General features: G+C 60.0%; 18 protein-coding genes and 2 pseudogenes. 10 read left to right on the top strand and 10 right to left on the bottom strand.

Translation table 11 applies throughout. The annotated features are described in order from the left end of the window. Positions 1-33: 33 nt before the first annotated feature. Both DYZ14_RS23130 and DYZ14_RS23125 read right to left on the bottom strand, forming a co-directional pair. Positions 34-3,003 carry a Tn3 family transposase gene (locus DYZ14_RS23130; RefSeq protein WP_003501156.1) on the bottom strand — a complete coding sequence of 990 codons (2,970 nt, stop codon included), beginning with the start codon at positions 3,001-3,003 and terminating at the stop codon, positions 34-36. Positions 3,004-3,019: 16 nt separating this feature from the next. Continuing rightward, positions 3,020-3,625, bottom strand: a complete 606-nt coding sequence (locus DYZ14_RS23125) for a recombinase family protein (protein ID WP_003501158.1) — start codon at positions 3,623-3,625, stop codon at positions 3,020-3,022. A gap of 200 nt (positions 3,626-3,825) precedes the next feature. On the opposite strand from DYZ14_RS23125, the gene DYZ14_RS23120 reads away from it, so the two are divergent. The 5 genes and pseudogenes from DYZ14_RS23120 (at position 3,826) to DYZ14_RS23100 (ending at position 7,703) form a co-directional block, all read left to right on the top strand. Next, a complete protein-coding gene (locus tag DYZ14_RS23120) occupies positions 3,826-4,593 on the top strand; it encodes a substrate-binding domain-containing protein (protein WP_269749465.1) in 768 nt (255 codons plus the stop codon). A 192-nt stretch (positions 4,594-4,785) separates the two neighbouring features. After that, the gene (locus tag DYZ14_RS23115) at positions 4,786-5,049 is read left to right on the top strand and encodes a hypothetical protein (RefSeq protein ID WP_154722808.1); all 264 of its coding nucleotides are present in this window, start codon (positions 4,786-4,788) and stop codon (positions 5,047-5,049) included. 91 nt (positions 5,050-5,140) lie between these two features. Continuing rightward, positions 5,141-5,454, top strand: a pseudogene (locus DYZ14_RS23110) (ATP-binding protein); the annotation flags it as partial. Positions 5,455-5,570: 116 nt separating this feature from the next. Next, complete coding sequence (locus DYZ14_RS23105) at positions 5,571-6,293, top strand: isochorismatase family protein (RefSeq protein ID WP_210209317.1); 723 nt, start codon at positions 5,571-5,573, stop codon at positions 6,291-6,293. 111 nt (positions 6,294-6,404) lie between these two features. Then, on the top strand, positions 6,405-7,703 hold the full coding sequence (locus DYZ14_RS23100; protein ID WP_154722807.1) for an amidohydrolase family protein: 1,299 nt from the start codon (positions 6,405-6,407) through the stop codon (positions 7,701-7,703). A 100-nt stretch (positions 7,704-7,803) separates the two neighbouring features. Here DYZ14_RS23100 and DYZ14_RS23095 read toward each other — a convergent pair whose 3' ends face one another. From DYZ14_RS23095 to DYZ14_RS23065, 7 genes are all read right to left on the bottom strand, one after another. Then, complete coding sequence (locus DYZ14_RS23095; protein ID WP_445292616.1) at positions 7,804-8,283, bottom strand: VOC family protein; 480 nt, start codon at positions 8,281-8,283, stop codon at positions 7,804-7,806. A gap of 2 nt (positions 8,284-8,285) precedes the next feature. Continuing rightward, positions 8,286-9,086, bottom strand: coding sequence for an ABC transporter permease (locus tag DYZ14_RS23090; RefSeq protein WP_154722806.1), 801 nt, complete (start codon positions 9,084-9,086; stop codon positions 8,286-8,288). Then, entirely contained in the window at positions 9,086-10,009 is a 924-nt protein-coding gene (locus DYZ14_RS23085; protein ID WP_154722805.1) for an ABC transporter permease, read from the bottom strand. Before DYZ14_RS23085 ends, DYZ14_RS23090 begins: the two co-directional genes overlap by 1 nt. Further along, positions 10,006-11,091, bottom strand: a complete 1,086-nt coding sequence (locus tag DYZ14_RS23080; RefSeq protein WP_195950094.1) for an ABC transporter ATP-binding protein — start codon at positions 11,089-11,091, stop codon at positions 10,006-10,008. The genes DYZ14_RS23085 and DYZ14_RS23080 overlap by 4 nt, the downstream gene beginning before the upstream one ends. A gap of 78 nt (positions 11,092-11,169) precedes the next feature. Further along, positions 11,170-12,351, bottom strand: coding sequence for an ABC transporter substrate-binding protein (locus tag DYZ14_RS23075; RefSeq protein ID WP_154722803.1), 1,182 nt, complete (start codon positions 12,349-12,351; stop codon positions 11,170-11,172). A gap of 147 nt (positions 12,352-12,498) precedes the next feature. After that, entirely contained in the window at positions 12,499-14,274 is a 1,776-nt protein-coding gene (locus DYZ14_RS23070) for a hydantoinase B/oxoprolinase family protein (RefSeq protein ID WP_154722802.1), read from the bottom strand. 16 nt (positions 14,275-14,290) lie between these two features. Beyond that, positions 14,291-16,363 carry a hydantoinase/oxoprolinase family protein gene (locus tag DYZ14_RS23065; RefSeq protein ID WP_154722801.1) on the bottom strand — a complete coding sequence of 691 codons (2,073 nt, stop codon included), beginning with the start codon at positions 16,361-16,363 and terminating at the stop codon, positions 14,291-14,293. 316 nt (positions 16,364-16,679) lie between these two features. Between DYZ14_RS23065 and DYZ14_RS23060 the strand changes: the two genes are divergently transcribed. The 5 genes from DYZ14_RS23060 (at position 16,680) to DYZ14_RS23040 (ending at position 22,145) form a co-directional block, all read left to right on the top strand. Further along, on the top strand, positions 16,680-17,582 hold the full coding sequence (locus DYZ14_RS23060) for a LysR family transcriptional regulator (protein WP_154722800.1): 903 nt from the start codon (positions 16,680-16,682) through the stop codon (positions 17,580-17,582). A gap of 412 nt (positions 17,583-17,994) precedes the next feature. Next, positions 17,995-19,284, top strand: a complete 1,290-nt coding sequence (locus DYZ14_RS23055; protein WP_154722799.1) for an ABC transporter substrate-binding protein — start codon at positions 17,995-17,997, stop codon at positions 19,282-19,284. Positions 19,285-19,345: 61 nt separating this feature from the next. Further along, positions 19,346-20,200, top strand: coding sequence for an ABC transporter permease (locus DYZ14_RS23050; protein ID WP_154722798.1), 855 nt, complete (start codon positions 19,346-19,348; stop codon positions 20,198-20,200). 9 nt (positions 20,201-20,209) lie between these two features. Beyond that, positions 20,210-21,016: an ABC transporter permease gene (locus DYZ14_RS23045; RefSeq protein WP_154722797.1), complete on the top strand. Its 807-nt coding sequence runs from the start codon at positions 20,210-20,212 to the stop codon at positions 21,014-21,016. A gap of 13 nt (positions 21,017-21,029) precedes the next feature. Continuing rightward, the gene (locus tag DYZ14_RS23040; RefSeq protein ID WP_154722796.1) at positions 21,030-22,145 is read left to right on the top strand and encodes an ABC transporter ATP-binding protein; all 1,116 of its coding nucleotides are present in this window, start codon (positions 21,030-21,032) and stop codon (positions 22,143-22,145) included. A gap of 110 nt (positions 22,146-22,255) precedes the next feature. On the opposite strand, the pseudogene DYZ14_RS23035 reads toward DYZ14_RS23040, so the two are convergent. Further along, positions 22,256-22,711 (bottom strand): annotated as a pseudogene (locus DYZ14_RS23035) (electron transfer flavoprotein subunit alpha/FixB family protein); the annotation flags it as partial. Between the last annotated feature and the right edge of the window lie 141 nt (positions 22,712-22,852).

The raw sequence follows: 22,852 nt of genomic DNA, 5'->3' as shown, positions 1-22,852 counted from the left end.
GGGGCTCCGTGGGCATTTCTACATTAATACACGCTAAGGGAATTTGAAGTTGTTTGGATTGAAGCGGTTAGCCCGGATTGGCCTGAAGCGTTCGAGGGGTCGGTCAATTTCGTTCCAGAGGTAGTCGCCGGTGAGCGCGATATGCGCCCATGGTAGTGGTGCGACCTGGGAGAGCAGCTCGTCCGGAATGATAATACCCTGACTGCTGATATAATCGACAGCACGGCTGAGATAGACAGTGTTCCACAGGATGATGGCGTTGACGACGAGGTTAAGACCGGACGCGCGGTAAGCCATGGTTTCGGCGACGCGGTTGCGCAATTCGCCGAGCTGGTGGAGGAAGATGGCGCGTGCGAGAGCATGACGGCTTTCACCCTTGTTGAGGATCGCATGCGATCTGCGGCGCAGTTTCGTATCGAGCAGCCAGTCGCAGATGAAGATCGAGCGTTCTATCCGGCCCATTTCGCGCAGGGCCTGGTTCAGCCGGTTTTGTCGCGGCGACGCTGCCAGCTTCTTGAGGATGACGGAAGGCGGCACCAAACCTGCAGCGATCGAAGCCTTCAGCCGCAAGACCTCATCCCAGTGGTGCTCGACGACATCCATGTTGACGGTTCCAGCGATCAGCGCGTCGAGCGGTTCGTAAGCCGGATCGCGATCAATGACAAAGAGCCTGCGATTGCCGAGATTGCGGATACGGGGAATGAGCCTGTAGCCAAAGGCGTGGAACATGGAGAACGTCGTTTCGGTGGCGCCAGCGGTATCGGTTGCGTGCTCATAGATTTCGACGGAGCTTTCGTTGTGAAGGAGGCCGTCGAGAACGTAGGGGGCTTCGCCCTCGGATGCCTGGATCATGCGGGAGAAGAAGGAAGCAAAACGGTTGGACAGGAAGCCATAGATCGACGCCCCCGGTCGCTTGCCGTATTTTGCATTGTAGTCGAGGCTGGCTTCGCCACGCCCGCCAGCCGGAAAGAACTGTCCGTCCGAGGAGGAGATATGGCCGTCACCCCAGATCGCGGCAAAGGGATGGGCCTGCTGCGCATCGACCAGCACGGCGGTCGCCGTGGCGTAGGTTTCCGATCGCATATGCCTGTCCACCATCAGCATCATCTGGTGGATCGTGACGCCGCGTGAGCTTTCCGCCATACGTTCGGCTCCGGCATTGGTGGCGTCGGCAAGGATCGCTGCCATCAGCGCTGCCTCGTCGTTTGCCGTCTCACCGGTACGATAATGCGTGAAGCTGTCGAGGAATTTGGTCCAGCTTTGCACCTCGGCAAGCAGGCTGGTGATCCTGATCCGTGGCACCAGAACATATAGTCGGCGGCTGAGCGCGACGATGCTGTCGCGCTCCTCCTCGCGGATCGGCGAGATCGACAGGCCCTTGTCGGAAATCGCTGCATCCGGAATAGCATTGGCAGCCGCCGCCTTTGCCAGCTCTTTCAGCTTCGCATCGAGCGTGGCGGTCCGTTCTGCTCGCCATTCGGCAAAGCTGTCGGGGAGTGCGAGCCCGAGCCGCCCCTCGGCGCGCATCAGCTCGAAGATCGGCCGAGGCAGAAGATAATCCTCGAAACTGCGCCATGCCCGGCTGCCTTCGACCCAGATGTCACCGGCCCTCAGACGCTCTCGCAGGTGAACGAGGACCGCCACTTCCCAGGCGCGCAGGTCGATATCGGCACTGTTCGGGCGCACGCAGCGTCGCCATTTGCGGGTCAGAAAGGCGAGCGGCACCTGCGCCGGCAATTTCCGGCCGCCATAGAGCGCGCGCAGATGGTCCACTGCTACAAGGATCGGATCATCAGCACGAAACGACCGGAACGAGAACGTGCGGAACATCAGTCTGCCCAGCTTGCGCAACGATTTGTGCCGCTTGATGAGCTCGTCGAATTCGTTACTGCGATCAGGGTGGACGACAGATCTGGCTGCCGCCATGCTGGCGACCAATCCGTCCCAGCCGAGGGAGGCTGCGATCGCCGATGCAAGATCGGTTTTGCTCGCACGAGCGGCCAGAAGCGCCTCGCCGAGCTTGAGATGCTCAAGCGCCACCCCATCAAGAACCTCGGCCTCTTTTAGCCGGCGTTCCGTGCGGCTGATCTCGGCCTTGCGGCGGTTGCTCCCAATCATTTTGCAGAACATGTCGATCGTCAGGTCGGTGATCGACGCCTGTCTCTCGATGACGAAGGCGGCCAGCGTGGCGTAGCGACGTTCGGATGTCAGGCGTCGTATCTCCCGGGCATGCAGAATGCGTGCATCCCTGGCGATGATGCCGTAGCGATTGGCATGGATCGTCTTGCGACGGTCGTCGGGAATGGCGGCTGAGCGCAATACCTCGAGGCGGGCGATCAAGCCTTTGAGGTTCTTCAGCTTCGCCCCTTCAGGTGCTTCCGCAATCCAGCCAAGGTGGCTCCGATCGCCGGCCCGCTCAGCGAGGAGCTGATCAAGCGCCTCGATCGAAGGCTGCTCCAGATCCCGGATCAATTCGCGATAGGCTTGTCGACGCGCCGCCGCCCGGCCGGCCAGTGCCAGACGGATCAGCAGCTCCGGCATAGGAACGAGCAACTTTCGTTCCTTCAAGGCTTCGATCACGGCCTTGGCGATCGGCGCACCTTGTTCAGTGGCCGCCGCCTCGCGTGCCGCCGCCGTTATCAACTCGCGATAGTCACTCGTCCGGACAGGCTGAAGCTCCAGTGCAGAGACGATCTCGCGCGCGTGTTCCCGGCGCGTTTCGTCGCGCTGGGCGTAGAACTCGAACACTGCAGGGTCGATGCCCAGCTGGTCGGCGACAACAGAGACAACCGCCTGAGGTGGAACTTCGCCTATTCGCAGCAGACGGCCCAGATCACGCACCAGTGCGAGTTGGATCGCAAAGCCAAGCCGATTATGCGACCGGCGATGTTCCTTGACGAAGACAATATCCTCGGAAGTCAGTGCATAGCGCGCTTGCGCATCTTCATAAGCTTCGGGTGGTTCGAATAAAACGGCACGCGATTGCTCATCGAGAAACGCCATCAGCCACGGTCACTCGTCAAACTACGGTTTCGGGCGTGCCGGTCTTGCCGGGGCCTGTCCATCCAGTCCGCTTCAACGTGTCGATCAAGGTCGAGCGCGCCACCTTGAACGTCCGGCACACGGACGCCTTGCTGGCGCCAGCTTCCAAAGCAGCTAGAACCTGCTCGACCTTTTCCGCATCGATCGTTGGAGGTCTCCCGCCCTTACGGCCACGTCGGCGAGCCGCCGCCAGGCCGGCATTGACCCGCTCGGTGATCAGCACTCTCTCGTATTCTGCAAGCGAGCCGAACAGGTTGAACAGAAACGCGCCGTGCGAATTCGTGGTGTCGATCGCCTCCGTGAGAGATCGGAAGGCGACACCACGTTCCTTCAAATCCTCGACGATGCGGATCAAGTGGGAGAGTGACCGGCCTAACCGATCTATCTTCCAGACGACCAGGACATCGCCTTCGCGCAATTCGCCGAGGCATGCCTTCAGACCCGGCCGGTCATCACGCGCTCCGGAAGCGCGATCCTGATGGAGATGGCGCTCATCGACCCCGGCCGCGAGCAGGGCATCGCGCTGCAAGGCAACCGACTGGCGCTCGTCACTACTCGATACCCGCATGTAACCGATCAACATGTGCGACAAACCTCAAATCAGGTGTTGCCGCACAGCCTAACATTCCGACAGGGTTTGTCGCGCAAAAAATGGCCCTATTGCGTGGCCAGTTTGCCCCGCGATCACGGTGAGCGGAAATCATGTGTTTCCCGTCACCTGCAAAATGCCCTTAGCGTGTATTAATGTAGAAATGACCACAGAGCCCCAACTACACGCTCGAAGTGGTAAGCTTCGAAGGCCAGCCTATCAGCTCAGTCGCGGAAACGCTTGCAGGATCACCGATCTCGGGTGTCGTTGCCCTTGGGACCGAATTGACCGAAGCCGACATCAGACTGATCCAGGGACTGGGCTATCCCACGGTGTTCATCGATACGTTCTTCGATGTCATCGACGCCAATTTCGTCGACATGAATAATGAGGATGCAGTCTTCAAGGTGCTGTCCCGCTTTCACCAGCAGGGATTCCGGCGGATCGGCTTTGTTGCCTCGCACGTTGAAACGACGAATTTTAAGCTGCGACGCGATGCCTTTTTCAAGAACATGGCACGGCTTGGCCTCGCCGTGGATGAGGCAGATGTTCTTTCGGTGGAGTCAACCTATGACGGTGCCTACAGCGACACGCGGCAATTGCTGACTGACGGACTTAACCTCGCCGAATGCTATTTCTGCACCAACGACATCATCGCCTATGGCTTCATTCGCGCGCTGCGTGAACATGGACTGAAAATCCCTGACGATGTCTCGATCATCGGATTTGACAACCTGCCCCAAAGCGCAACGATGGATCCCGGCCTGACGACAATCGAGGTTTCAAAACGAAAGATCGGCTACCTGGCTGTTACCATCCTGGATGACCTCATTCATTCGGCCGATCCTCAGCCGGCCGTCAAGATCCTGGTCGGAGCTGATCTGGTGCTACGCGGAAGCCATGAAAAGCTCGTGCAGCGTACCAACAACCGGGCACAGAAGCTCGAACAGCCCGCAGAATGAAAGAGGAGCGGTCGATGGCACAGGTGCGGAAACTATCCCTCATCCACACCGTCCCGGCGCTGGAATCGGTCTTTTGCTCGATTGCTTCAGAACGTTTTCCGGACTGGCAACTCTTCTTACGGACGATTGAAGAGGGACAAGTGGGCGAAGGCGTGATCAATCGGCTCGCAAAGCATGTCGATGAGGCGATAAATGGCGGGAGCAGCCATCGTCGTCGCCTGTTCGACACTCGGGGAGGCCGTCGATGCGCTGGCCGCAAAAGCCGTGACGCCACCTTATCGTATTGACAGAGGGATGGCAGAAAGGGCGGTTGATCAGGCATCAACGATTGGCATCCTTGCAACATTGCCCACCACGCTCGGTCCAACCACGCGACTGCTTCAAGAGACGGCGCAGAAAATGAGCCGCCAGTGCAAGTTCGTGTCGAAACCTGCACCGATGCATTTGCTTGCCTGAGGAACGGCGATCGCGAAGGCCATGACGAGTTGGTCCGCGACGCCTACGAGGCGCTGCCCAGCGACGTTGAACTTGTCGTGCTCGCCCGGAGATCCTGCTCTCCCATCATCTCAAAATCCTCAAGCTTCCGACGCGAGTATCAGAAGCTTACCCGGGTGCGCGCCGCCGAAGGCGTCGATCATATCGGATACCTGTTCCGGCTTGCCGAGATGATCGAACGGGATTGCCGCAAGGTCGAGCGCCGTGACAACTTATTGCCCTTGGCCCCAGCGGCACGGGCAAGACGCATGCTGCGCTCGGTCTCGGCCTGGCCGCCTGCCAGAGGAGCCTGTCCGTCGGCTTCACCACGGCCGCCGCACTCGTCAGCGACATGATGGGGCCCGTGACGAGCGGCGACTGATGCGTTCGGGGCAATAATAATTGGGAACTTGGCAATTCCGTTTGAAAGCCTGCTCAGCAATCCTTTGCACCACTGGCCACAATGGCTTGGAACACAGTCGCATCAATCGAAAGGAATTACTGTGACACAGGTCGATGATAAGGAACTGGACGGCATGCTACAGCAGGCGTTCAATGCCTCGACAAAGATTTATCAGGAACGTGGTTTTCAGCGCCGCATTGGCTTTGGGAAAAAGCCGGCGGTCATCAGCGTCGATCTCGCCAATGCGTGGACACGCCCAGGCAATCCTTTCACCTGCGATCAGGACGCAATGGACAACGAAATAATGCCTGGCATGCAGCGCCTGCTGGCCGCGTGCCGGGCAAATGGCCATCCTGTCATCCACGTCACGACTGCTTATGAGATAACCGACCGCAACGCGCCCTTTACCGACATGGGGCTTTGGCACTGCAAGATCCCGATCGATGTGGTCAACCTGACCGACAAGGAACTCTGGGCAATCGATTCCCGCATCGCACCGATCGAGGGCGAATACACGCTGCTCAAGAAGCGGGCGAGCGCGTTCCACGGAACAGGCCTCGGCGGCTTGTTACGCGCAAACGGCATTGACACCATCCTCGTCACTGGCGTCACCGCGACGGCATGCGTCCGCACCACAATCTGCGACGGCCTCGCCGATGGTTTCCGCACCATTGCCGTCCGCGAGTGCATCGGTGACCGCGTCCCCGGCGCCGTTGCCTGGAACCTCTACGACATCGACGCCAAGTTTGCTGACGTGACGAACGTGGACGAGTGCATTTCCTACCTGGAATCGGTCAACGGCCTCGCTGTCGCGGCCGAATAACGTAACTGCACATCAGGCAGGCGGGCGGCTTTCGAGCCGCCCGCATTTTCGTTTCCGATGTCAGATATGTTCGCCAAACGCCATCTGTTCAACAAGAGAAGGAACGTCTTTATGAATTTCGATCTCATCGTAAAAAATGCGAACCTTGCCGACGGCCGCATGGCCGACATCGCGGTGGCCAAAGGGAAAATCGTGGCGGTCGAACGCGACATCGAGGGCGATGCCCAGACGATGATCGATGCGACGGGTCGGCTGCTGAGCGCGCCCTTTATCGATATCCATTTCCACATGGATGCGACGCTGTCGCTAGGGACACCGCGCTTCAATCGGACCGGCACGTTGCTCGAAGGCATCCAGCTCTGGGGCGAACTGAGGCCACTGCTGACGAAAGAGGCCGTCATCGAGCGCGCCCTGCGTTATTGTGATCTGGCAGTATCGCAGGGGATACTGGCGGTGCGAAGCCATGTCGACGTCTGCGACGATCGGCTGGTGGGCGTCGAGGCGCTTCTTGAAGTCCGGGACATGGTCCAGGACTATCTCGACCTGCAATTGGTCGCCTTTCCGCAGAACGGCTATTTCCGCTCGCCGATCGCTGCGCGCAACCTCGAACGCGCCCTCGACATGGGCGTCGAGGTGGTGGGCGGCATACCCCATGGCGAGCGCACGATGGAGGACGGTCGGCTGTCGGTGACGGCACTGTGCGAAATCGCCGCAAAGCGCGGGCTGATGGTCGACCTGCACTGCGACGAGACGGACGACCCGCATTCGCGCCATATCGAAACCCTCGCCTACGAGACGCAAAGGCTCGGCCTCAAGGGTCGCGTCGCCGGCTCGCATCTGACCTCGATGCATTCGATGGACAATTACTACGCTTCGAAACTTCTGCCGCTGATCGCTGAAGCGGAAGTTCACTGCATCCCCAACCCTGTCGCCAACGTGGTACTCCAGGGGCGGCACGACACCTATCCGAAGCGTCGCGGCCTCATGCGCGTTCCCGAATTGATGGCGCTCGGCGTCAATGTTGCATTCGGTCAGGATAGCTGCATGGATCCTTGGTATTCGCTCGGCAATGCCGACATGCTGGAAGCGGCCAACGTGGCCATTCATGCGACGCACATGACCAGCCATGACGCGATGAAAGCCTGCTTTGCGGCCATCACCGACAATGCGGCCAAGACCTTCGGCCTGGAAGGCTATGGTGTGGCGCCAGGCTGCAATGCGGATTTCGTCCTTCTCGACGCCCGCGATCCGATCGAGGCCATTCGGCTCAGGGCCAACCGCCTTGCCGTCGTTCGGCGCGGCAAGGTCATCAGCGAGACAGCGCCGCACGTCTCTACTCTTTCACTTCCCGGCCGCCCCCGGACCGTGGAGCCGTCACGCTATGCCCCGGTCGAATTCGCAACCCGATAGAACGACAGGTCAGGTTCGAAAAATAGGGCGCTGCGTAACAAGCGGCGCCCTATTGCCTTGTCGACTGGAGTTCCCAGCGCCCCTCAAAGGCAGCCTTCGCTCAAAGATCGCCGAACGAACCTCCGTCTTTCCAGGCATAGAGCTCCCAGAGCTCGTCGTCCGGTCCTGTGAAATAGGCGCAACGCGCGTTCCAAACGTAACCATCCGGCGGCCGGTAGAACGGGACCCCCTTAGCATCAAGCTCCGCATGGACGCGATCCACCTCCCGGGGCGAAGCCAGCCGGACAGCGAGGCAGATCTTATGCGGCCCGTCCGCTCTCGCCCCTGACACGCCCGTATGAGATGACAGGTGCTCGATCTCCCAGCACGCGAGCGTCAGACCGGCACCAAAAAACTCCGCAAAGCCATCCGCCCGCCTATTGAGCGTGAAGCCCAGCAGGCCGACATAGAAGTCGATCGAGCGGGCAATGTCCTTCACCAGGATACAGACGTCGGTGATGGCATGCGTCAAACCAAAACTCATCTCGCTACCTTGTTTAGTGAATGTAGCAGCAGCGGGGCGGCAGGCCTCGCGCGACATGATCAGCCCGCCTGTTTCCCTCGGGTCAGATACGGCAGCAGCACCAATTCGAGCGCGATCAGAACGAGGCAGGAAATCGCAAAAACGATCGTGCCGATCGCGTTGAGCGACGGATCTATGGACGCCACGAGAACGGAATAGATCGCCACCGGCAGAGTCGGCTGAAAGCCGGATACGAACCAGGCGATGATGAACTCATCGAAGGAAAAGGTGAAGGCGAGTAGCCAGGCACCGAAAATCCCGGGAGCTGCGAACGGCAGGACGACCTTCTGTACCGTCTGCATCTCCGTCGCACCAAGGTCCCACGCCGCCTCTTCGAGGGACGCGGGCATCTGCGCCAGGCGCAGTTGGATAATGGCAAGGGCGGGCGCAATGATCAGAACCACGTGGGTGAGAAAGACCGCAAACAGCGTTCCCGACAGATGCACCCGTGCCAGCAGGCCGAGAAATCCGACCCCGAGAATGAGGGGCGGAATGAGGATCGGCAGCGTTACCAGTCCGAGAAGCACGGTCTTGCCTGGAAAGTGGAAGCGATTGAGCGCATAGGCGGCAAAGAACGCGAGGAACGTGGCGACGGTCGCCGCCGCGGGCGAGACGATCATCGTGTTGCCCAGCGCTGCCGGCAACGAGCCGTCGGAGAAAAGCTTCTCGTACCAACTCGTCGTGAAGCCCTGCAGGGGGAAGCCGGGAAAGCGGTTTTTCTGGAAGGAAAACAGCACCAGAACGATGAGCGGCAGAAACATGAAGGCATAGGCAAGAGCCAGCCAGATCCGACCGAGGACGATCCACGGGTTACGGGGCATCAGGCAATCCTCCGGCGGGCACGATCTGCGGCAATGAAGCCGACAACCAGTACGGCGATCATGACGATGATGAGAATGGTGGCCAAAGCCGACGTCCGCGGCAGGTTGGTCGAACTGGAATAGTCGGACATGATCATGCTGGCATAAGTCGGAAGCTTGCCGAAGATCGAGCTCCCCGCCCCGCCGCCGAGCAGGTTGCCGGATAGCGCGTCACCGAGCCCGACGATGACCGCGAAACTGCCGGCGGTCATCAGGCCGAAGCGGCTGAGCGGCAGGACCAGCCGTGTGAAAGCCTGCCACCGCGTCGCTCCCAGTTCCCGCGCGGCCTCGATCAGCACCCTGTCGATCGAGAGAATGCTCACATAAAGGATGACGACCAGAATGGGAGCCAGGTAGTGAACGAGGCCGATGCGAGTGGCGATCTGGGTATAGATCACCTCGATGCGAAGACCCTCCAGACCGATCTGCTTCAAGACCGAATTGACCACGCCGTTTCGCGACAAGATCGTCTGCCACGAGTAAAGCCGCAGCACATAGCTCGACCAGAAGGGCGCAATGGCGAGAAGCAGCGCCAGGCGCTGCCAGCGCGCCGGGACAGCGAAGGCAAGCGCCAGCGCGACTAGATAGGAAAACGCAACCGCACAGACCGCCGTCGTGGAGGCAACCCAAAGCGACTGGACAAGCGCCAGACCGTACCGCGAACGGGTAAAAAAGCTGGCGAAAATCTCTCGGTAATTGCCGAGCGAAAAGTCAGGCACGGCCTGGAAGTTCTCAACCCGCCAGAAGCCGATCCAGAGCAGGAACACGAGAGGCACGAGGAACAGCGCCACGAGCAATATGACAAGCGGCGCAAGGAACCAGACCTTCAGAGGACTGTCGTTGGGCGTTTTCATCGTGCGGTTTTCGATCGTTGACCGTGTCATGCGGCACCTCGTATCAGCGAGGCATCTTCCGGCGCGAAATAGGCTGAGATGGGCTTGCTGATATCGATCGGAAGGGCATTTGCCGTGGTGAGCTTGACCTCCGTGCCGTCGATCAGATCCAGCAGATAGATATTGTACGAGCCGGCAAATTCTCGTCCGCGCAACGTGGCGTCGACCCGGTTCTCGTTGCGGACACCCGTCGGCTGGCTGGTCATCTTGTCCGCTTGGACGACGACATAGACATGGGAACCGATCGGTGGCGGGGAATGTGTCGCGACACTCACCTGGCCGTGGGCGCAGTGAATGACCGCATAGCCGGACTCGACGGAATGTACGCGACCGTGAAATAGATTGTTGGAGCCGACGAAACGCGCCACGAACTCTGTCTTGGGCCGCGCATACATTTCCTCGGGCGAGTCGACCTGCTCGATCCTCCCCTTGTTCATCACGACCACCCTGTCGGCCATGGAGAAGGCTTCGACCTGATTGTGGGTGACGTAGATAAAGGACATTCCGAGCTCGCGCTGGATCCGGCGCAGTTCGCCCTGCATGCGGATACGCAGATGCGCGTCGAGCGCTGCCAGCGGTTCGTCGAGCAGCAGGATCTCGGGTTCGGTGACAAGGGCGCGGGCGAGCGCGACGCGCTGTTTCTGCCCTCCCGAAAGCTGGCCGATCCGGCGGTCGAGAAAGTCCGACAGGCCGACCAGTTCGGCCATAGCCTTCACCTTGCCGGCCACGACCGCCTTGTCGTGAGCCTTCAGCGTCAAGCCGAAGGCGATGTTTCCGCCCACGTCAAGATGGGGAAACAATGCGTAGTTCTGCCAAACCAGCCGCGTCGACCTGAGATTGACCGGCACGTCGGAAACGTCCTTTCCCCGAACTTCGAGCTGGCCCGACGTGACGGTTTCCAGTCCGGCGAGAATGCGAAGCAAGGTCGTCTTGCCGCAACCGGACGGTCCCATGATCGCGATGAATTCGCCGCGTCCAACCTTGAGGTTGACGGAATCGACGGCAGTAAATCCTTCGAACCGCTTGGTTACGGACAAGAGTTCGAGATCGGGGGCGGAAGTCAAAATCGTCATTATCGTTCCCGGAAACATTGAGAGGAGCAACACCCGCGGAGGCTACGGGTGTTGCGCTTTCTGGGCGGCGGACGGATATCAGGCCGTCTTGAACTCGTTGAAGATGTCGATCCAGACCTGCTCCGGCTGGTTCGTCGGCAGACCGCGCGGCATGGAGCGGTCGATCAGGGTCTCGACGAGCATCTGGCCGGGATTCTCCGGATCCGGGACATAGGAAAGCAGCTTCTTCTGATCGTCGTTCCAGTGGTCGACGATCTTCATGTTGGGACCACGCGCCTTGAATGCCTTGGTATAGACGAGCTTGGACTGGACCTTGGGCGAGGTCATGTACTTCACCCATTCCATCGCAAGGTCCTTGTTCTTCGAACCCGCGCAAACGCAGGCCACTTCCTGCCAGCGGATGCCGCCCTGCTTCGGGATCGTCGAGGAGAAGTTGTCGTAACCCGCGAGCTTGAGGTCGATATCGAGGTCACCGGTGGGCGAAGCGACGATATCTCCGGCCAACATCGCCTGGGCGATCGGCTGGTTGGACGAGCCGAACATGCTGACCTGCGGCCGCAGCTTCATCATGAACTCCTTGACCTTGACGAGTTGCGCGTCGCTGATCGCATAGGGCGTCTCATTGCCGGGGTTGGTGGCAAGGCTGGCATTGCCCAGATTGGGCAAGTACCAATCAAACATGCCGATCTTGCCTTCGTATTTGGGATCGAGCAGCGACGTCCAATCGGAAGCCTCCTCGGCGGACATCTCATTGGTGTTGTAGGAGACGCCGTAGAACGAAAAGCGCGTCGGGATGCCGTAGACGGTGCCGGCCGTCTCGCCCTTGGTCGGTGCGAAATCGCGGAACTTCGGATGATAGTTGGCAAGCTCGGCGAAGCCGTCGGTCTTGTAGGCCTCGATCGCCTTGTTGGCCTTAAGCTTCTGGACGTATTCCGCATCCGAGATAATCGCATCGAAGGTGCCGGGCGCCGTCTGCGAGAAGAACTGCAACATCTGCTCGCCGCCGATATAGATCTTGAACTCGACCTTGGTCTTGTGAAGATCCTCGAACTCGCCGATCACGTCCTTCTCTTCGTAGCCCGGCCAGCACAGGACGCGCAGCGGCTCTGCAGCCCGCGCCTGCCGCGAGAAGATGGTGAAGTCCCCGAAGACGGTGCTTGCGGCAAGCGCGGCTGCCGTGGTGCCGAGAAATTGCCGACGGCCCATCTCGGGAAGAGTGGACGCGGTCTGCCCACTTTCGGGCTCTTTTTTGTCTGTCATTTGGAATTCCCCTTTTTGTTCGACCGATGATCTGAAGTGAATGGGAGCGTCACGCCTTTACGGCATTCTCTTACGCACCCCCTGCCTCCCTGCTTTGCTGCTTTCGCTTCGGTGCGCGCGTGACCTGCGCGTCCCGGCGGTGGATATTCAACGAAGGGATCTCAATCGGGTGCGCAGCCGATCGGTTTCGGCACCGTCCAGCGTCTCGGCTTCCAGATCGATGACGACGCCATAGATATCTCGTGCCTCCTGCTGCGAGCAGAAATCGTCAAGCACGTCGTCGAGGACCTTTTGCGGGTCCCGCTCCAACGGGTCGCCATAGCCGCCGCCGCTTGGCCCGTAATAGACCATCACGTCATCCTTCTCGACCGAGAGGCCGTGGAACTTGGAGTGCATGACGCGTGGCGCCTCGTCGGTGCGGGCATTGTAGATCTCGCACCGTCCAACGGCTCCGGGACGTCCGCCGAAGACGCCCCAGGGGGCATCGTTGTGCCGCTCGCTTTCATGCGTAATGAAACCCGGCGTCAGCATGCGTTGCGCCTTCACCACGCCGATGCCGCCCCGATATTTGCCGGCGCCTGCGGAGACGTCGGTGCGCAATTCATAGCGCTCGCAGATCATCGGAATGTGCATGGCCAGATCCTCGAGCGGATTGTTACGCGTGTTCGCCATGAGGTTATCGATGGCATCGGGACCATCGGAACGTGGCCGACCGCCATAGGCCCCTTCGTTCACCTCCAGAAACACCCAGTATTCGCCGTTGTCGCCAACGCCTGCGTAGGATGCGAAAGAGATGCTCGCCGACGAGCCGGCGATGATTTCCTCCGGCAGGACCGGCGCCAGTGCCTTGATGATCAGGTCGATCATGTAGTTGCACTGGGTAAACCGAGCTTCGGCGGCCGCCGGTGGGATGGGGTTGAAGATCGAGCCCCTTGGTGCCGTGACGCTGATCGGACGAAAACTGCCCTGGTTGGACGGCACGCGCGTTTCCGACGTCGCCGCATCCAGCAGGAGCTTGCGGAAGGCCGCATAGGCGGCAACCTTGGTCGAACCTTCGAAGGGTACGTTGTAGGCGGTCTGGGTCTGATCGGCAGAGCCGGTCAGATCCACTTCGATACTGTCGCCGATCACCCGCACGCAGACTTTGACCGGCAGGCGTTTGCCGCGATTGCGCCCGTCATCGTCGAGATAACCCTCTGCCCGGTATTCCCCGTCAGGGATGGCGGCAATCCGCTTTCGCAGCATGGTTTCGGCATAGTCCATAAGCTGGTTACAGGCGGAAAAGACCGTGCTTTCGCCGTAGCGGTCCATCAGTTCGACGAAGCGTTTGGCTCCCAGTCGCGCCGAGGCGATCTGTGCTTCAATATCATCGCACAACTGGCGGGAAGCGCGGCTGTTGTTGCGGATGAAGTTCCACATCGTGCCGTTGCGTTTGCCCTTGCTGTAGATCTTCGTGCCGGCGAACAGCATGCCCTCGGCATAGACGTCGGGCACGTCGATGATGAGGCCCGGGGTGGCCGCGCCGATGTCGATGTGATGCGCCGTATTGCCGGCATAGCCGACCTGACGCCCGTCGTAGAAGATCGGAACAATGATCGCCAGGTCCGGGGAATGGCTTGCACCATGATAGGGATGGTTGTGGACGACCACATCCCCCTCGAACCACTCGCCATCGTCGAGCGTATCGCGGATGCCCTTCAGGTATCCGGGTATGGATCCGATGTGCATCGGCGTTGATTCCGACTCGCACAGCGTGTTGAATTCCAGATCGAAAAGTCCCGCACCCAGGTCCTGGGATTCGCGGATGATCGAGGAAAAGGACATCCGATAGAGGACATGGCCCATTTCCTCCGCGATCGTTTCCAGGGCCCCGCGAATGACCTGCAGCGTGATGGGATCGATAGTCTGTATTTTGTTCAACATGTCAGGCTCCTAGCTGTCAGTGCCGATTGATGCGCAGGCCGCCATGAAGCAGCACTTCGGCCATGTAGCCGGGTGGCAAGAGTGTCGTGGAATTGTGCTGGAGCAGGATGGCCGGCCCCGAGAGCGTCACGCCATGGCCGAGCTTGCTTCGGTCGTAACGCGGCGTGGGATGAGCGACCCCGTCGTCGAAGATCGTCTCGCGGCTGTAGAGCTGGGCGTCTGCGAGCTGCGACTGGTCACCGGCGGCCAATTCCGGCAAGGCAATATGCGGCACCAGGGCACGAGCGATGACGCGTACATTGTAGAGTTCGACCAGCGAGTCGTCGAACGTGTAACCGTAGTCCCGACGGTGCTGCTCATGAAAATCGTCGATCAGGCGCTTGCAGTTGTCCACCGACAGCCTGCCTTCGGGGAGCGCTGCGCGAAGCTCGAAACCCTGCCCGTGATAGCGGCACTCGGCGACCACCTCATATTGGTGCCGATCTTCCTCGATCCCGTCGCCATCGAGATCCCGCCTCGCCTCGGCCATCAGGCTTTCGATGACCGCATTAACGCGCCGCGCGCCGGCATCCGTCAGGGTCGCCAGAGGCGTGATCACCGATCGCACGTGTTCGTACTGGATGTCTGTCGAAAGCAGACCCATGGCCGCTGTAATGCCGGGGGCGACGGGAACGAGCACGTCCTTGGCGGATACCGCCTCGGCAAGCGCAACTCCGTGAAAAGGCCCCGCACCGCCGAACGGCATCAGCGAGAAATCGCGCGGATCGAGGCCGCGGGCGATAGAGTTCGAACGGATGGCCAATGCCATGTTCGAATTCACCACACGGATGATCCCGAGCGCTGCCTCGGTCACCGAGATACCCAAGGGATCGGCGATCTTCTGCTTGATCGCCTTGTGCGACAGCTCGGGCTTGAGCGGCAGGTCGCCGCCGAGGAACCTGTCTGCATCCATGCGGCCAAGTACGACCTGCGCATCGGTGACGGTGGGCTCCGTCCCCCCGCGGTCGTAGCAGGCCGGGCCCGGAACAGCGCCGGCCGAACGCGGTCCGACATTGAAACCGCCAGCCTCATCGACATAGGCGATCGACCCGCCGCCTGCGCCGATGGTGATCAGATCGATCATCGGCGTCATCACCGCATGTCCGCCCACGAAGGTGTCGCGTGGGTTCATGATGCGGAAACGACCGTTGGGAATGGTGGAAATGTCGGCCGAGGTACCGCCGATGTCTATGGTCAAGATGTTGGGCGTACCGGCAAGCTCGGCTTCGGCGATGCCGCCGATGACACCCCCGGCCGGTCCACTCATCAGAACGCTGATCGGCCTGCGCGAGCAGCCCTCCACGGTGGAGATCCCGCCATTGGATTGGATGACCCGCACCTTCGCCGGGAAGCCTGCCTCGCGAACCTTGGCTTCAAGGTTGCGGAGATAGCCGGACGTCTTGGGTCCGACATAGCCATTCATGGCCGTCGTCGAGAAACGCTCGTACTCGCGCACAACATTGGCGACTTCGCTCGACAACGAGACATAGGCGTCCGGAATCTCCTCGATTACGATTTCCTTGGCCCGCCGCTCATGTGCAGCGTTGAGAAAGGAAAACATGAAGCCAATGGCCACCGAGCGGATGTTTCGCTTGCGAAAGAGCGCGCAGGCCGCCCGCACTTCGTCCTCGTCCAGACCGACTTCGATGCGGCCGTCCGGAGGGAGTATCCGCTCCGTGACCGCAATGCGGTTGCGTCTGCGAACGAGCGGCCGCGCCTGCCAGGGAACTTCGAAATGCAGCGAGAAATTCAGCGGGCGTTTGTGACGTCCGATGTGAAGGATGTCACGGAAACCGCGCGTGGTGAGGAACCCCATCTCCGCACCGTTGTTCTCGATCGTGATATTGGTTGCGACGGTTGTCCCATGCGCGATGAGCTGGATCTCGTCGTCTGAAATCTCGGCGATACGGCAGATCTGCTTCACGCCTTCGATGACGCCGATGGATTGATCGGCCGGCGTGCTCGGAACCTTGTGAAAGAACACCCCTCTGCGGCATTCCAAGACCAGATCTGTGTTTGTCCCACCGACGTCGACGCCAATTCGGGCCATTTGAAGTTTCCTTGAACCAGTTGTGATCGATTTCTGACGCATTCAAAATTGTCGTAACATTGGCCTCCACGCCTTCGCGGCGGGCCTTTCAGGGAGAGTTCCGACCGACGCAAGCGGCGGCAGATACGCAGCGATCCCGGACGACGATCTCAAAATTGCTCATTATTTGCCCTCTTCATTGCACTGCATAAAAAAACATCTTACACCTATGTTCCATTGCCGTGATCGCCATTGTTGATGCCGAATTTGCATTGGCTGGATCGGCGAGTTTTTTGTCTGCAGCGAAGCGACAATCGCGTCGATCTTGGGGCCCTGAATGAACAAGCCGAGTTCGCGAGACCTGGAAGCTTTTATGGCGATCGCGGAGGAATTGAGTTTCCGTCGGGCAGCAGAGCGGCTGTTTCTCGACCAGTCCGCGCTGTCCCGCCGCATGCAGCACCTTGAGGATGTGCTGGGCTATCAGCTGATATTCCGCACAACCCGGGAGGTGATGCTTACAGAAGCTGGCCGGGCCTATTACGAAGAAGTGCGGCCGGCAATGAATGCGCTTTTCCGAGCCGGCGAAGTGGCCAAGAGAGCCGCGGACGGCAAGACTGGGCGATTGAAGCTGGGCTACATGTCCTTCGCCGCGACAGAGGTCATGCCCCACGCGGTTCATGCCTTTTCTGATCTTTATCCAGAGGTTGCGATGGAGCTCGCCTACCAGCGGACCCACGCCCAGAAGATCGCGTTGTCACGCGGCGAGATCGATGTGGGTTACATGCTCGGCCCATTCGAGAACCCGCAATACGACAAGCTCGAAGTGGCAAGCGAACAACTGGTTGCAGTCATACCGATGGATCATTGGCTTTCCACGCGACCATCGGTGACCCTTGCCGATCTCGCTGAATGCAAGCTTATTCTCGGGAGCCTCGATCAATGGGACTCCTTCCGCCTGTTGATCGACGATGTTTTCAGCAATGCCGGCCTCAACGTGAAGGTCGCGTACGAACCATCCAACACATTGGGAATTCTCGGCCTGGTCTCCAGGGGGCTCGGGGTATCCATCTATGTGGAGGGATTGATGCGCTTTCAGCCTCAACGGGTAATGTTCAAACCGATCAGCGACTGCACCACCAGAATTCAAACTCTCTTGTGCTGGAATCGTGCCAACCAGAGCATCGCGCTGCGAAACTTTACGAAGCTGGCCCGACAGTTCCAGACGCAAGCACGGACCTGACTTCACGTTCGATTGTCGACCCTGGAGCGCGTTTCGCGCCTCCGGTTCACATGTCTGCGACCTCGAGCGGCAAGACAACTCTCCCTCGACCGTCTAGGTCAGCCTTCCACTGCACCCCGCACCGATGAATTCGCCCCCAAGCAAGGCTGCCGGCATGCTGGCGCTTCGCAGCATGAACGGTCCGCGAAGGGCTTCTCGACCCTGTCGAAACCTTGGAACGAACTGCGACACAATTCATGACGATCGCGCATCGATTATGGCGAAATTTGCACGCCCGCACCGCAGCAATTCCCCCTAACCTAGGTTTCATGGCGGCAGGGCTGAAGACCTCGACGTCATCAAGCAAACAACAGAGCAGATATGCCAGGGCCGGTGCCGGGGAATCCCGTTTCCGCCGACAGAGGGGTGTGACATGACGGAAGAGAAAGCTATCAATGCGCTGAGCAGGCGTACCGTGTTGAAGTCGCTTGCCGCGGCAGGAGCCGCAGGAGCCGGCTCGCTGCTTGGCGCCCCGACGATCTGGGCGCAGACGATCAAGGACGTGTCATTGACCCACGTGGGTCCGTCCTACTCGATATTCCCCGACATTGCCGCGCAGGCCAGCGCCGATCTGGGTTTCAAGGTCGAGATGCAGAACGCCTGGACCGATGCCATCATGGCCCGTGTCGTCGGCCAGCCAGACACCATCGACATCGCGGACTTGGAGTTTTGGGCGCTGCGGCGCATCTGGCGCAGCCAGAAACTGCAACCGGTCGAAACCTCAAAGATCAGCAATTGGAACAAGATCATTCCGCTTTTCCGCGAGGGCAAGAATTTTGACGGCTCGGACATGCCCAGCCAGGGCACGATGCCCTTTGAAGTCCAGTATGTCGCCGCCCCCGGCGATACCGCGTTCGCTGCGGCGCCGACCGACTTTGCCACGATGATGCCGACCATCTACAACGCCGATACACTGGGCATCCGGCCTGATCTGATCGGCCGCGAGATCGACAGTTGGGCGGAACTGCTGAACCCCGAATTCAGGGGCAAGGTCGCGCTGATCAACGTGCCGCAGGTCGGAATCATGGATGCGGCCATGGCGATCGAGGCGCGCGGGGATCTCAAGTACGTCGACAAGGGCAACATGTCCCGCGAAGAGATCGATCAGACGATTGCCATCCTAATCCAACTGAAGCAGGACGGCCACTTCCGCGCATTCTGGTCCAGCTTCGACGAGTCGGTGAACTTCATGACCTCCGGGGAGGCCGTCATTCAGTCGATGTGGTCTCCCGCAGTCACCGCGGTGCGTGGACGTGGCGTTGACTGCGTCTACAAGGGCTTGAAGGAAGGTTATCGCGGATGGGGCAACGGGCTGGGACTGATGAGCCATCTCGACGGCATCCGTCGGGAGGCGGCCTATGAATATCTGAACTGGATGCTGACCGGCCCTTACGGCGCGTTCGTGGCCCGGCAGGGCTACTACTCCTCGGTTCCGGAAACGACAAGGACCGCCCTTTCGCCGCAGGAGTGGGACTACTGGTATGGCGGCAAGCCCGCCGCCGCCGAAATCAGGGACCCCTTCGGCACGGTGATGGAGCAGGCCGGTCGCAGTCGGGACGGCGGCAACTTTGAACAGCGGATCGGCGGAATTCGCTGCTGGAACACGACGATGGACGAAGGAGAATATCTTGTTCAGCGTTGGAATGACTTCGTCGCCTCTTAGCCCCCAACTGATCCTCGCGTCCTTGCGCGAGGCCCCTCTTTCGCGCGATGCGAGGCCTCCGATGACCCCCACACGCCGGTCGCAGCTTTCCGTGCTGCCGTTCGCCGTCATCCTGATCGTCTTCACCGGTCTGCCGCTGTTGATGGTCCTGCTGCTCAGTCTGTGGACGTTTGACGGACTGGAATACCGCTCGGAATTCACCCTGGCCAACTTCGTCGCGGTGTTCTCCTCGTCGCTGACCTGGCGCATTTTCACAAACACATTGCGCTATGCCGCGATCACCTGGGCGATCACGCTGGTGATCGGCTTCACGGTGTCGTTTTATCTCGTGTTCCATGTCCGCAATCTCAAGCTTCAGATCTGCCTGTTCCTGCTCTGCACAATCCCGTTCTGGACATCGACGGTGATCCGGATGATCTCGTGGATCCCGTTTCTGGGCCGCGAGGGCATCTTCAACTCTGTGCTGATGCAGTTGGGCTTGATCGAAACGCCGCTCGAGGTCCTTCTTTTTTCCGATTTTGCGGTGATCCTCACCTATGTGAACCTGTTCACGCTCTTCATGATCGTGCCGATCTTCAACGCCATGGCGAAAATCGATCGCAACGTGATCGAGGCCGCGCTGGATGCCGGTGCCACGTCGCTGCAGATCTTCACCAACGTGATCATTCCTTTGTCCCGTACCGGTGTGGCGCTCGGCTCGATTTTTGTCGTCACGCTGGTCATGGGCGATTTCTTCGTCGTGCGAGTCATGAGCGGTGGACAGGCCAGCACGGTCGTTTCGGCGATGAAGAACAACATCGACCAGATGTACTACCCGCAGGCTGCGGCAATGGCGATGCTGTTGATCGTCGTCGTCCTTGCCATGGTGGCGGCCATATTGCGCATCGTCGATGTCCGGGCCGAACTGGCGAAATAGGAGAACGGCATGCCGACAAACAAGCTGACTTTCGTGCTCCTGACGGCGTTCTTCGTCCTGTTCATTCTCTTTCTCTACGGACCGATGATCGCGATCTTCATCCTGTCGTTTCAGGGTGTGACCGGAGGGATGACCTTTCCGCTGCGCGGTGTTTCATTGCATTGGTTTGCCGACCTGTTCGAAAGCTCGCGCTACGGCGATCTGGGCGGCGCCTTCAAGCGCTCGGTCGTGCTTGGACTGTTGGCCATGGCGATCACGGTCACGGTGACCTTCTTCGCCGGTCTCGGTTTTCGCCGGCGGTTTTGCGGATCGGGCGCTCTGTTCTATCTGGCGATTGTCTCGCTGGTCATGCCGGGCGTCTTGACGGGTCTGGGGATCGGAACGCTGTTTCAGACCCTGGGCCTGCGGTCGCATTGGTTGATCTCCGGCCTCGGTGCGCACCTGACGTGGACGCTGCCGTTCGGTTTGTTGATCATGTTCGCCGTGCTGAACCGCTTCAACAGCTCTTGGGAGGAGGCCGCCCGTGATGCCGGTGCAGGGCCGTGGCAAGTGCTGACCCTGGTGACGCTTCCGATCCTCTTTCCGGGGCTGATTGCCGTCGCGCTTTTCGGCCTGACGCTGTCCTACGACGAATTCCCGCGATCGCTGTTGACCGTCGGGACGAGGAATACCCTGCCGATCCAGATCGCCTCACTGACCACCAATGTCACCACGCCGGCGCTCTATGCGATTGGCACTTTGACCACGGCCCTGAGCCTGATCGTGATAGCGCTGGCCTTTGCCGGCATGGCGATCTCCGGGCGAAAACACAGATAATGAAAGGCAACCCATGAACAGACCCGGCGAAATCCTTCTCGAAAAGGTCACTCGAAAATTTGGGCCTGTGACGGCGGTGCAATCCGTGGACCAGGTTATCGAGGGCGGCAGCTATTGTTGCATGATCGGGCCTTCGGGATGCGGCAAGTCTACCCTGCTGCGCATGATCGCCGGACATGAAAGGCCAAGTTCCGGCCGTATCATGATCGGCGGCAAGGATGTGACGCGCGTGCGCACCGGGGAACGCGGTACGGCGATGATGTTTCAAAACTACGGTCTTTTTCCCCATCTCGATCTGAGCGACAATGTGGCCTTTCCACTCAAGATTCACGGTGTCGCCAGGAGCGAACGGATCGAACAGGCACGCGATATGCTGGCGCGTGTACAGTTGAGCCATCTGGCGGACCGGCTGCCTGCAGAACTCTCAGGCGGACAGCAGCAGCGCGTGGCACTCGCCCGCGCCCTGATTACCAATCCACAGGTCCTCTTGCTGGACGAACCCCTTTCCGCGCTGGACGAATTCCTGCGTCTGCGGATGCGCGTCGAACTCAAGCGACTGCAGAATGAACTCGGCATCACCTTTATTCATGTAACGCATACGCAACCCGAGGCGATCGCGCTGGCAGACAAGGTGATCGTCATGGATCACGGAGTGATCGAGCAGTCCGGTCATCCGCGCGAAATCTATCAGCGTCCGCATTCGCCTTACGTCGCGCGCTTCATGGGCGGCCAGAATGTGGTTTCCGCCCGAGTGATCTTTTCGGGCGAAATCATAACAGCGCAAGACAGCGAGGGCGGACATTATGATTTGGCCGCAAGTGCCGCGGTCAACCCCGGCCAGGACATCCGCTTTGCCGTACGACGGGACAAGATACGACTGGAACCGGGCAATGAGCCGGCCGCCAACGCCCTTTCCGGCAAGGTCGTGAATGTCGAATATCAAGGCACATTCGTCAAAGTGGAACTGGCGACCACGCAACATGAGGAATTCATCGCCTTCCTTCCGGAGTCCGATTTCTTCGACCATCCTTTCCGTTTTGGTGACGAGGTGGTGGCCCATTGGAAGCCGCAGGACGTTCATCTGTTGGTTGGTCCCAACAACTCAAGCGGCGACGCGCTGGCATTTTAGCCCCGGCGTGTCGCCAGCTCCCGTTCAACCACGAAAGCCCGCCAGGCAACGTCTGCAGGTGGACCTCCCCTTCGCCTCGGCTCCTTTCGCAGTTGCGAAAGGCGCGCGCCTTACAGCGCCTTTTCGAGCTCCGGCAGGGCTTCGAACAGGTCGGCGACCAGGCCGTAATCGGCGACCTGGAAGATCGGTGCCTCTTCGTCCTTGTTGATCGCGACGATGACCTTGCTGTCCTTCATGCCGGCGAGATGCTGGATGGCGCCGGAAATGCCGGCCGCGATGTAGAGCTGCGGGGCAACCACCTTGCCGGTCTGGCCGACCTGCCAGTCGTTCGGCGCGTAGCCGGCGTCGACGGCAGCGCGCGAAGCGCCGACGGCGGCGCCGAGCTTGTCGGCCACCGGCAGAATGACCTCGTTGAACTTCTCCGACGAGCCGAGTGCACGGCCGCCGGAGATGATGATCTTGGCCGAGGTCAGTTCCGGACGGTCGGAGGTCGAGAGCGCATCGTTGACGAAGGTCGAGACGCCCGGATTGGCGGCAGCGCTCACCGTTTCGACGGCGGCCGCACCTCTGTTGATTTCCTCTGAGAGCTGATGGAGTGGATGCCCCCTCCCGACGGCATCGCAATGTGCCAGAGTGATGTTCGCCAGAACGTCACTTAGAGGAGAGAGCATCCATGAAGGAAGTTAGCATCGTCGGCCTGGACCTAG

It is taken from the genome of Ciceribacter sp. T2.26MG-112.2, from assembly GCF_900492205.1.
Classification (GTDB): Bacteria; Pseudomonadota; Alphaproteobacteria; order Rhizobiales; family Rhizobiaceae; genus Allorhizobium; species Allorhizobium naphthalenivorans_A.
This window is presented reverse-complemented; position numbering and strand designations above follow the sequence as displayed.

Bases quoted from the DNA above. Each gene is read 5' to 3' on its own strand.
- DYZ14_RS23085 (WP_154722805.1), bottom strand. From the start codon at position 10,009: ATGACACGGTCAACGATCGAAAACCGCACGATGAAAACGCCCAACGAC.
- DYZ14_RS23055 (WP_154722799.1), top strand. From the start codon at position 17,995: ATGACGGAAGAGAAAGCTATCAATGCGCTGAGCAGGCGTACCGTGTTG.
- DYZ14_RS23070 (WP_154722802.1), bottom strand. From the start codon at position 14,274: ATGTTGAACAAAATACAGACTATCGATCCCATCACGCTGCAGGTCATT.
- DYZ14_RS23045 (WP_154722797.1), top strand. From the start codon at position 20,210: ATGCCGACAAACAAGCTGACTTTCGTGCTCCTGACGGCGTTCTTCGTC.
- DYZ14_RS23060 (WP_154722800.1), top strand. From the start codon at position 16,680: ATGAACAAGCCGAGTTCGCGAGACCTGGAAGCTTTTATGGCGATCGCG.
- DYZ14_RS23050 (WP_154722798.1), top strand. From the start codon at position 19,346: ATGACCCCCACACGCCGGTCGCAGCTTTCCGTGCTGCCGTTCGCCGTC.
- DYZ14_RS23100 (WP_154722807.1), top strand. From the start codon at position 6,405: ATGAATTTCGATCTCATCGTAAAAAATGCGAACCTTGCCGACGGCCGC.
- DYZ14_RS23075 (WP_154722803.1), bottom strand. From the start codon at position 12,351: ATGACAGACAAAAAAGAGCCCGAAAGTGGGCAGACCGCGTCCACTCTT.
- DYZ14_RS23095 (WP_445292616.1), bottom strand. From the start codon at position 8,283: ATGTCGCGCGAGGCCTGCCGCCCCGCTGCTGCTACATTCACTAAACAA.
- DYZ14_RS23125 (WP_003501158.1), bottom strand. From the start codon at position 3,625: ATGTTGATCGGTTACATGCGGGTATCGAGTAGTGACGAGCGCCAGTCG.
- DYZ14_RS23065 (WP_154722801.1), bottom strand. From the start codon at position 16,363: ATGGCCCGAATTGGCGTCGACGTCGGTGGGACAAACACAGATCTGGTC.
- DYZ14_RS23080 (WP_195950094.1), bottom strand. From the start codon at position 11,091: ATGACGATTTTGACTTCCGCCCCCGATCTCGAACTCTTGTCCGTAACC.
- DYZ14_RS23040 (WP_154722796.1), top strand. From the start codon at position 21,030: ATGAACAGACCCGGCGAAATCCTTCTCGAAAAGGTCACTCGAAAATTT.
- DYZ14_RS23115 (WP_154722808.1), top strand. From the start codon at position 4,786: ATGGCGGGAGCAGCCATCGTCGTCGCCTGTTCGACACTCGGGGAGGCC.
- DYZ14_RS23090 (WP_154722806.1), bottom strand. From the start codon at position 9,086: ATGCCCCGTAACCCGTGGATCGTCCTCGGTCGGATCTGGCTGGCTCTT.
- DYZ14_RS23130 (WP_003501156.1), bottom strand. From the start codon at position 3,003: ATGGCGTTTCTCGATGAGCAATCGCGTGCCGTTTTATTCGAACCACCC.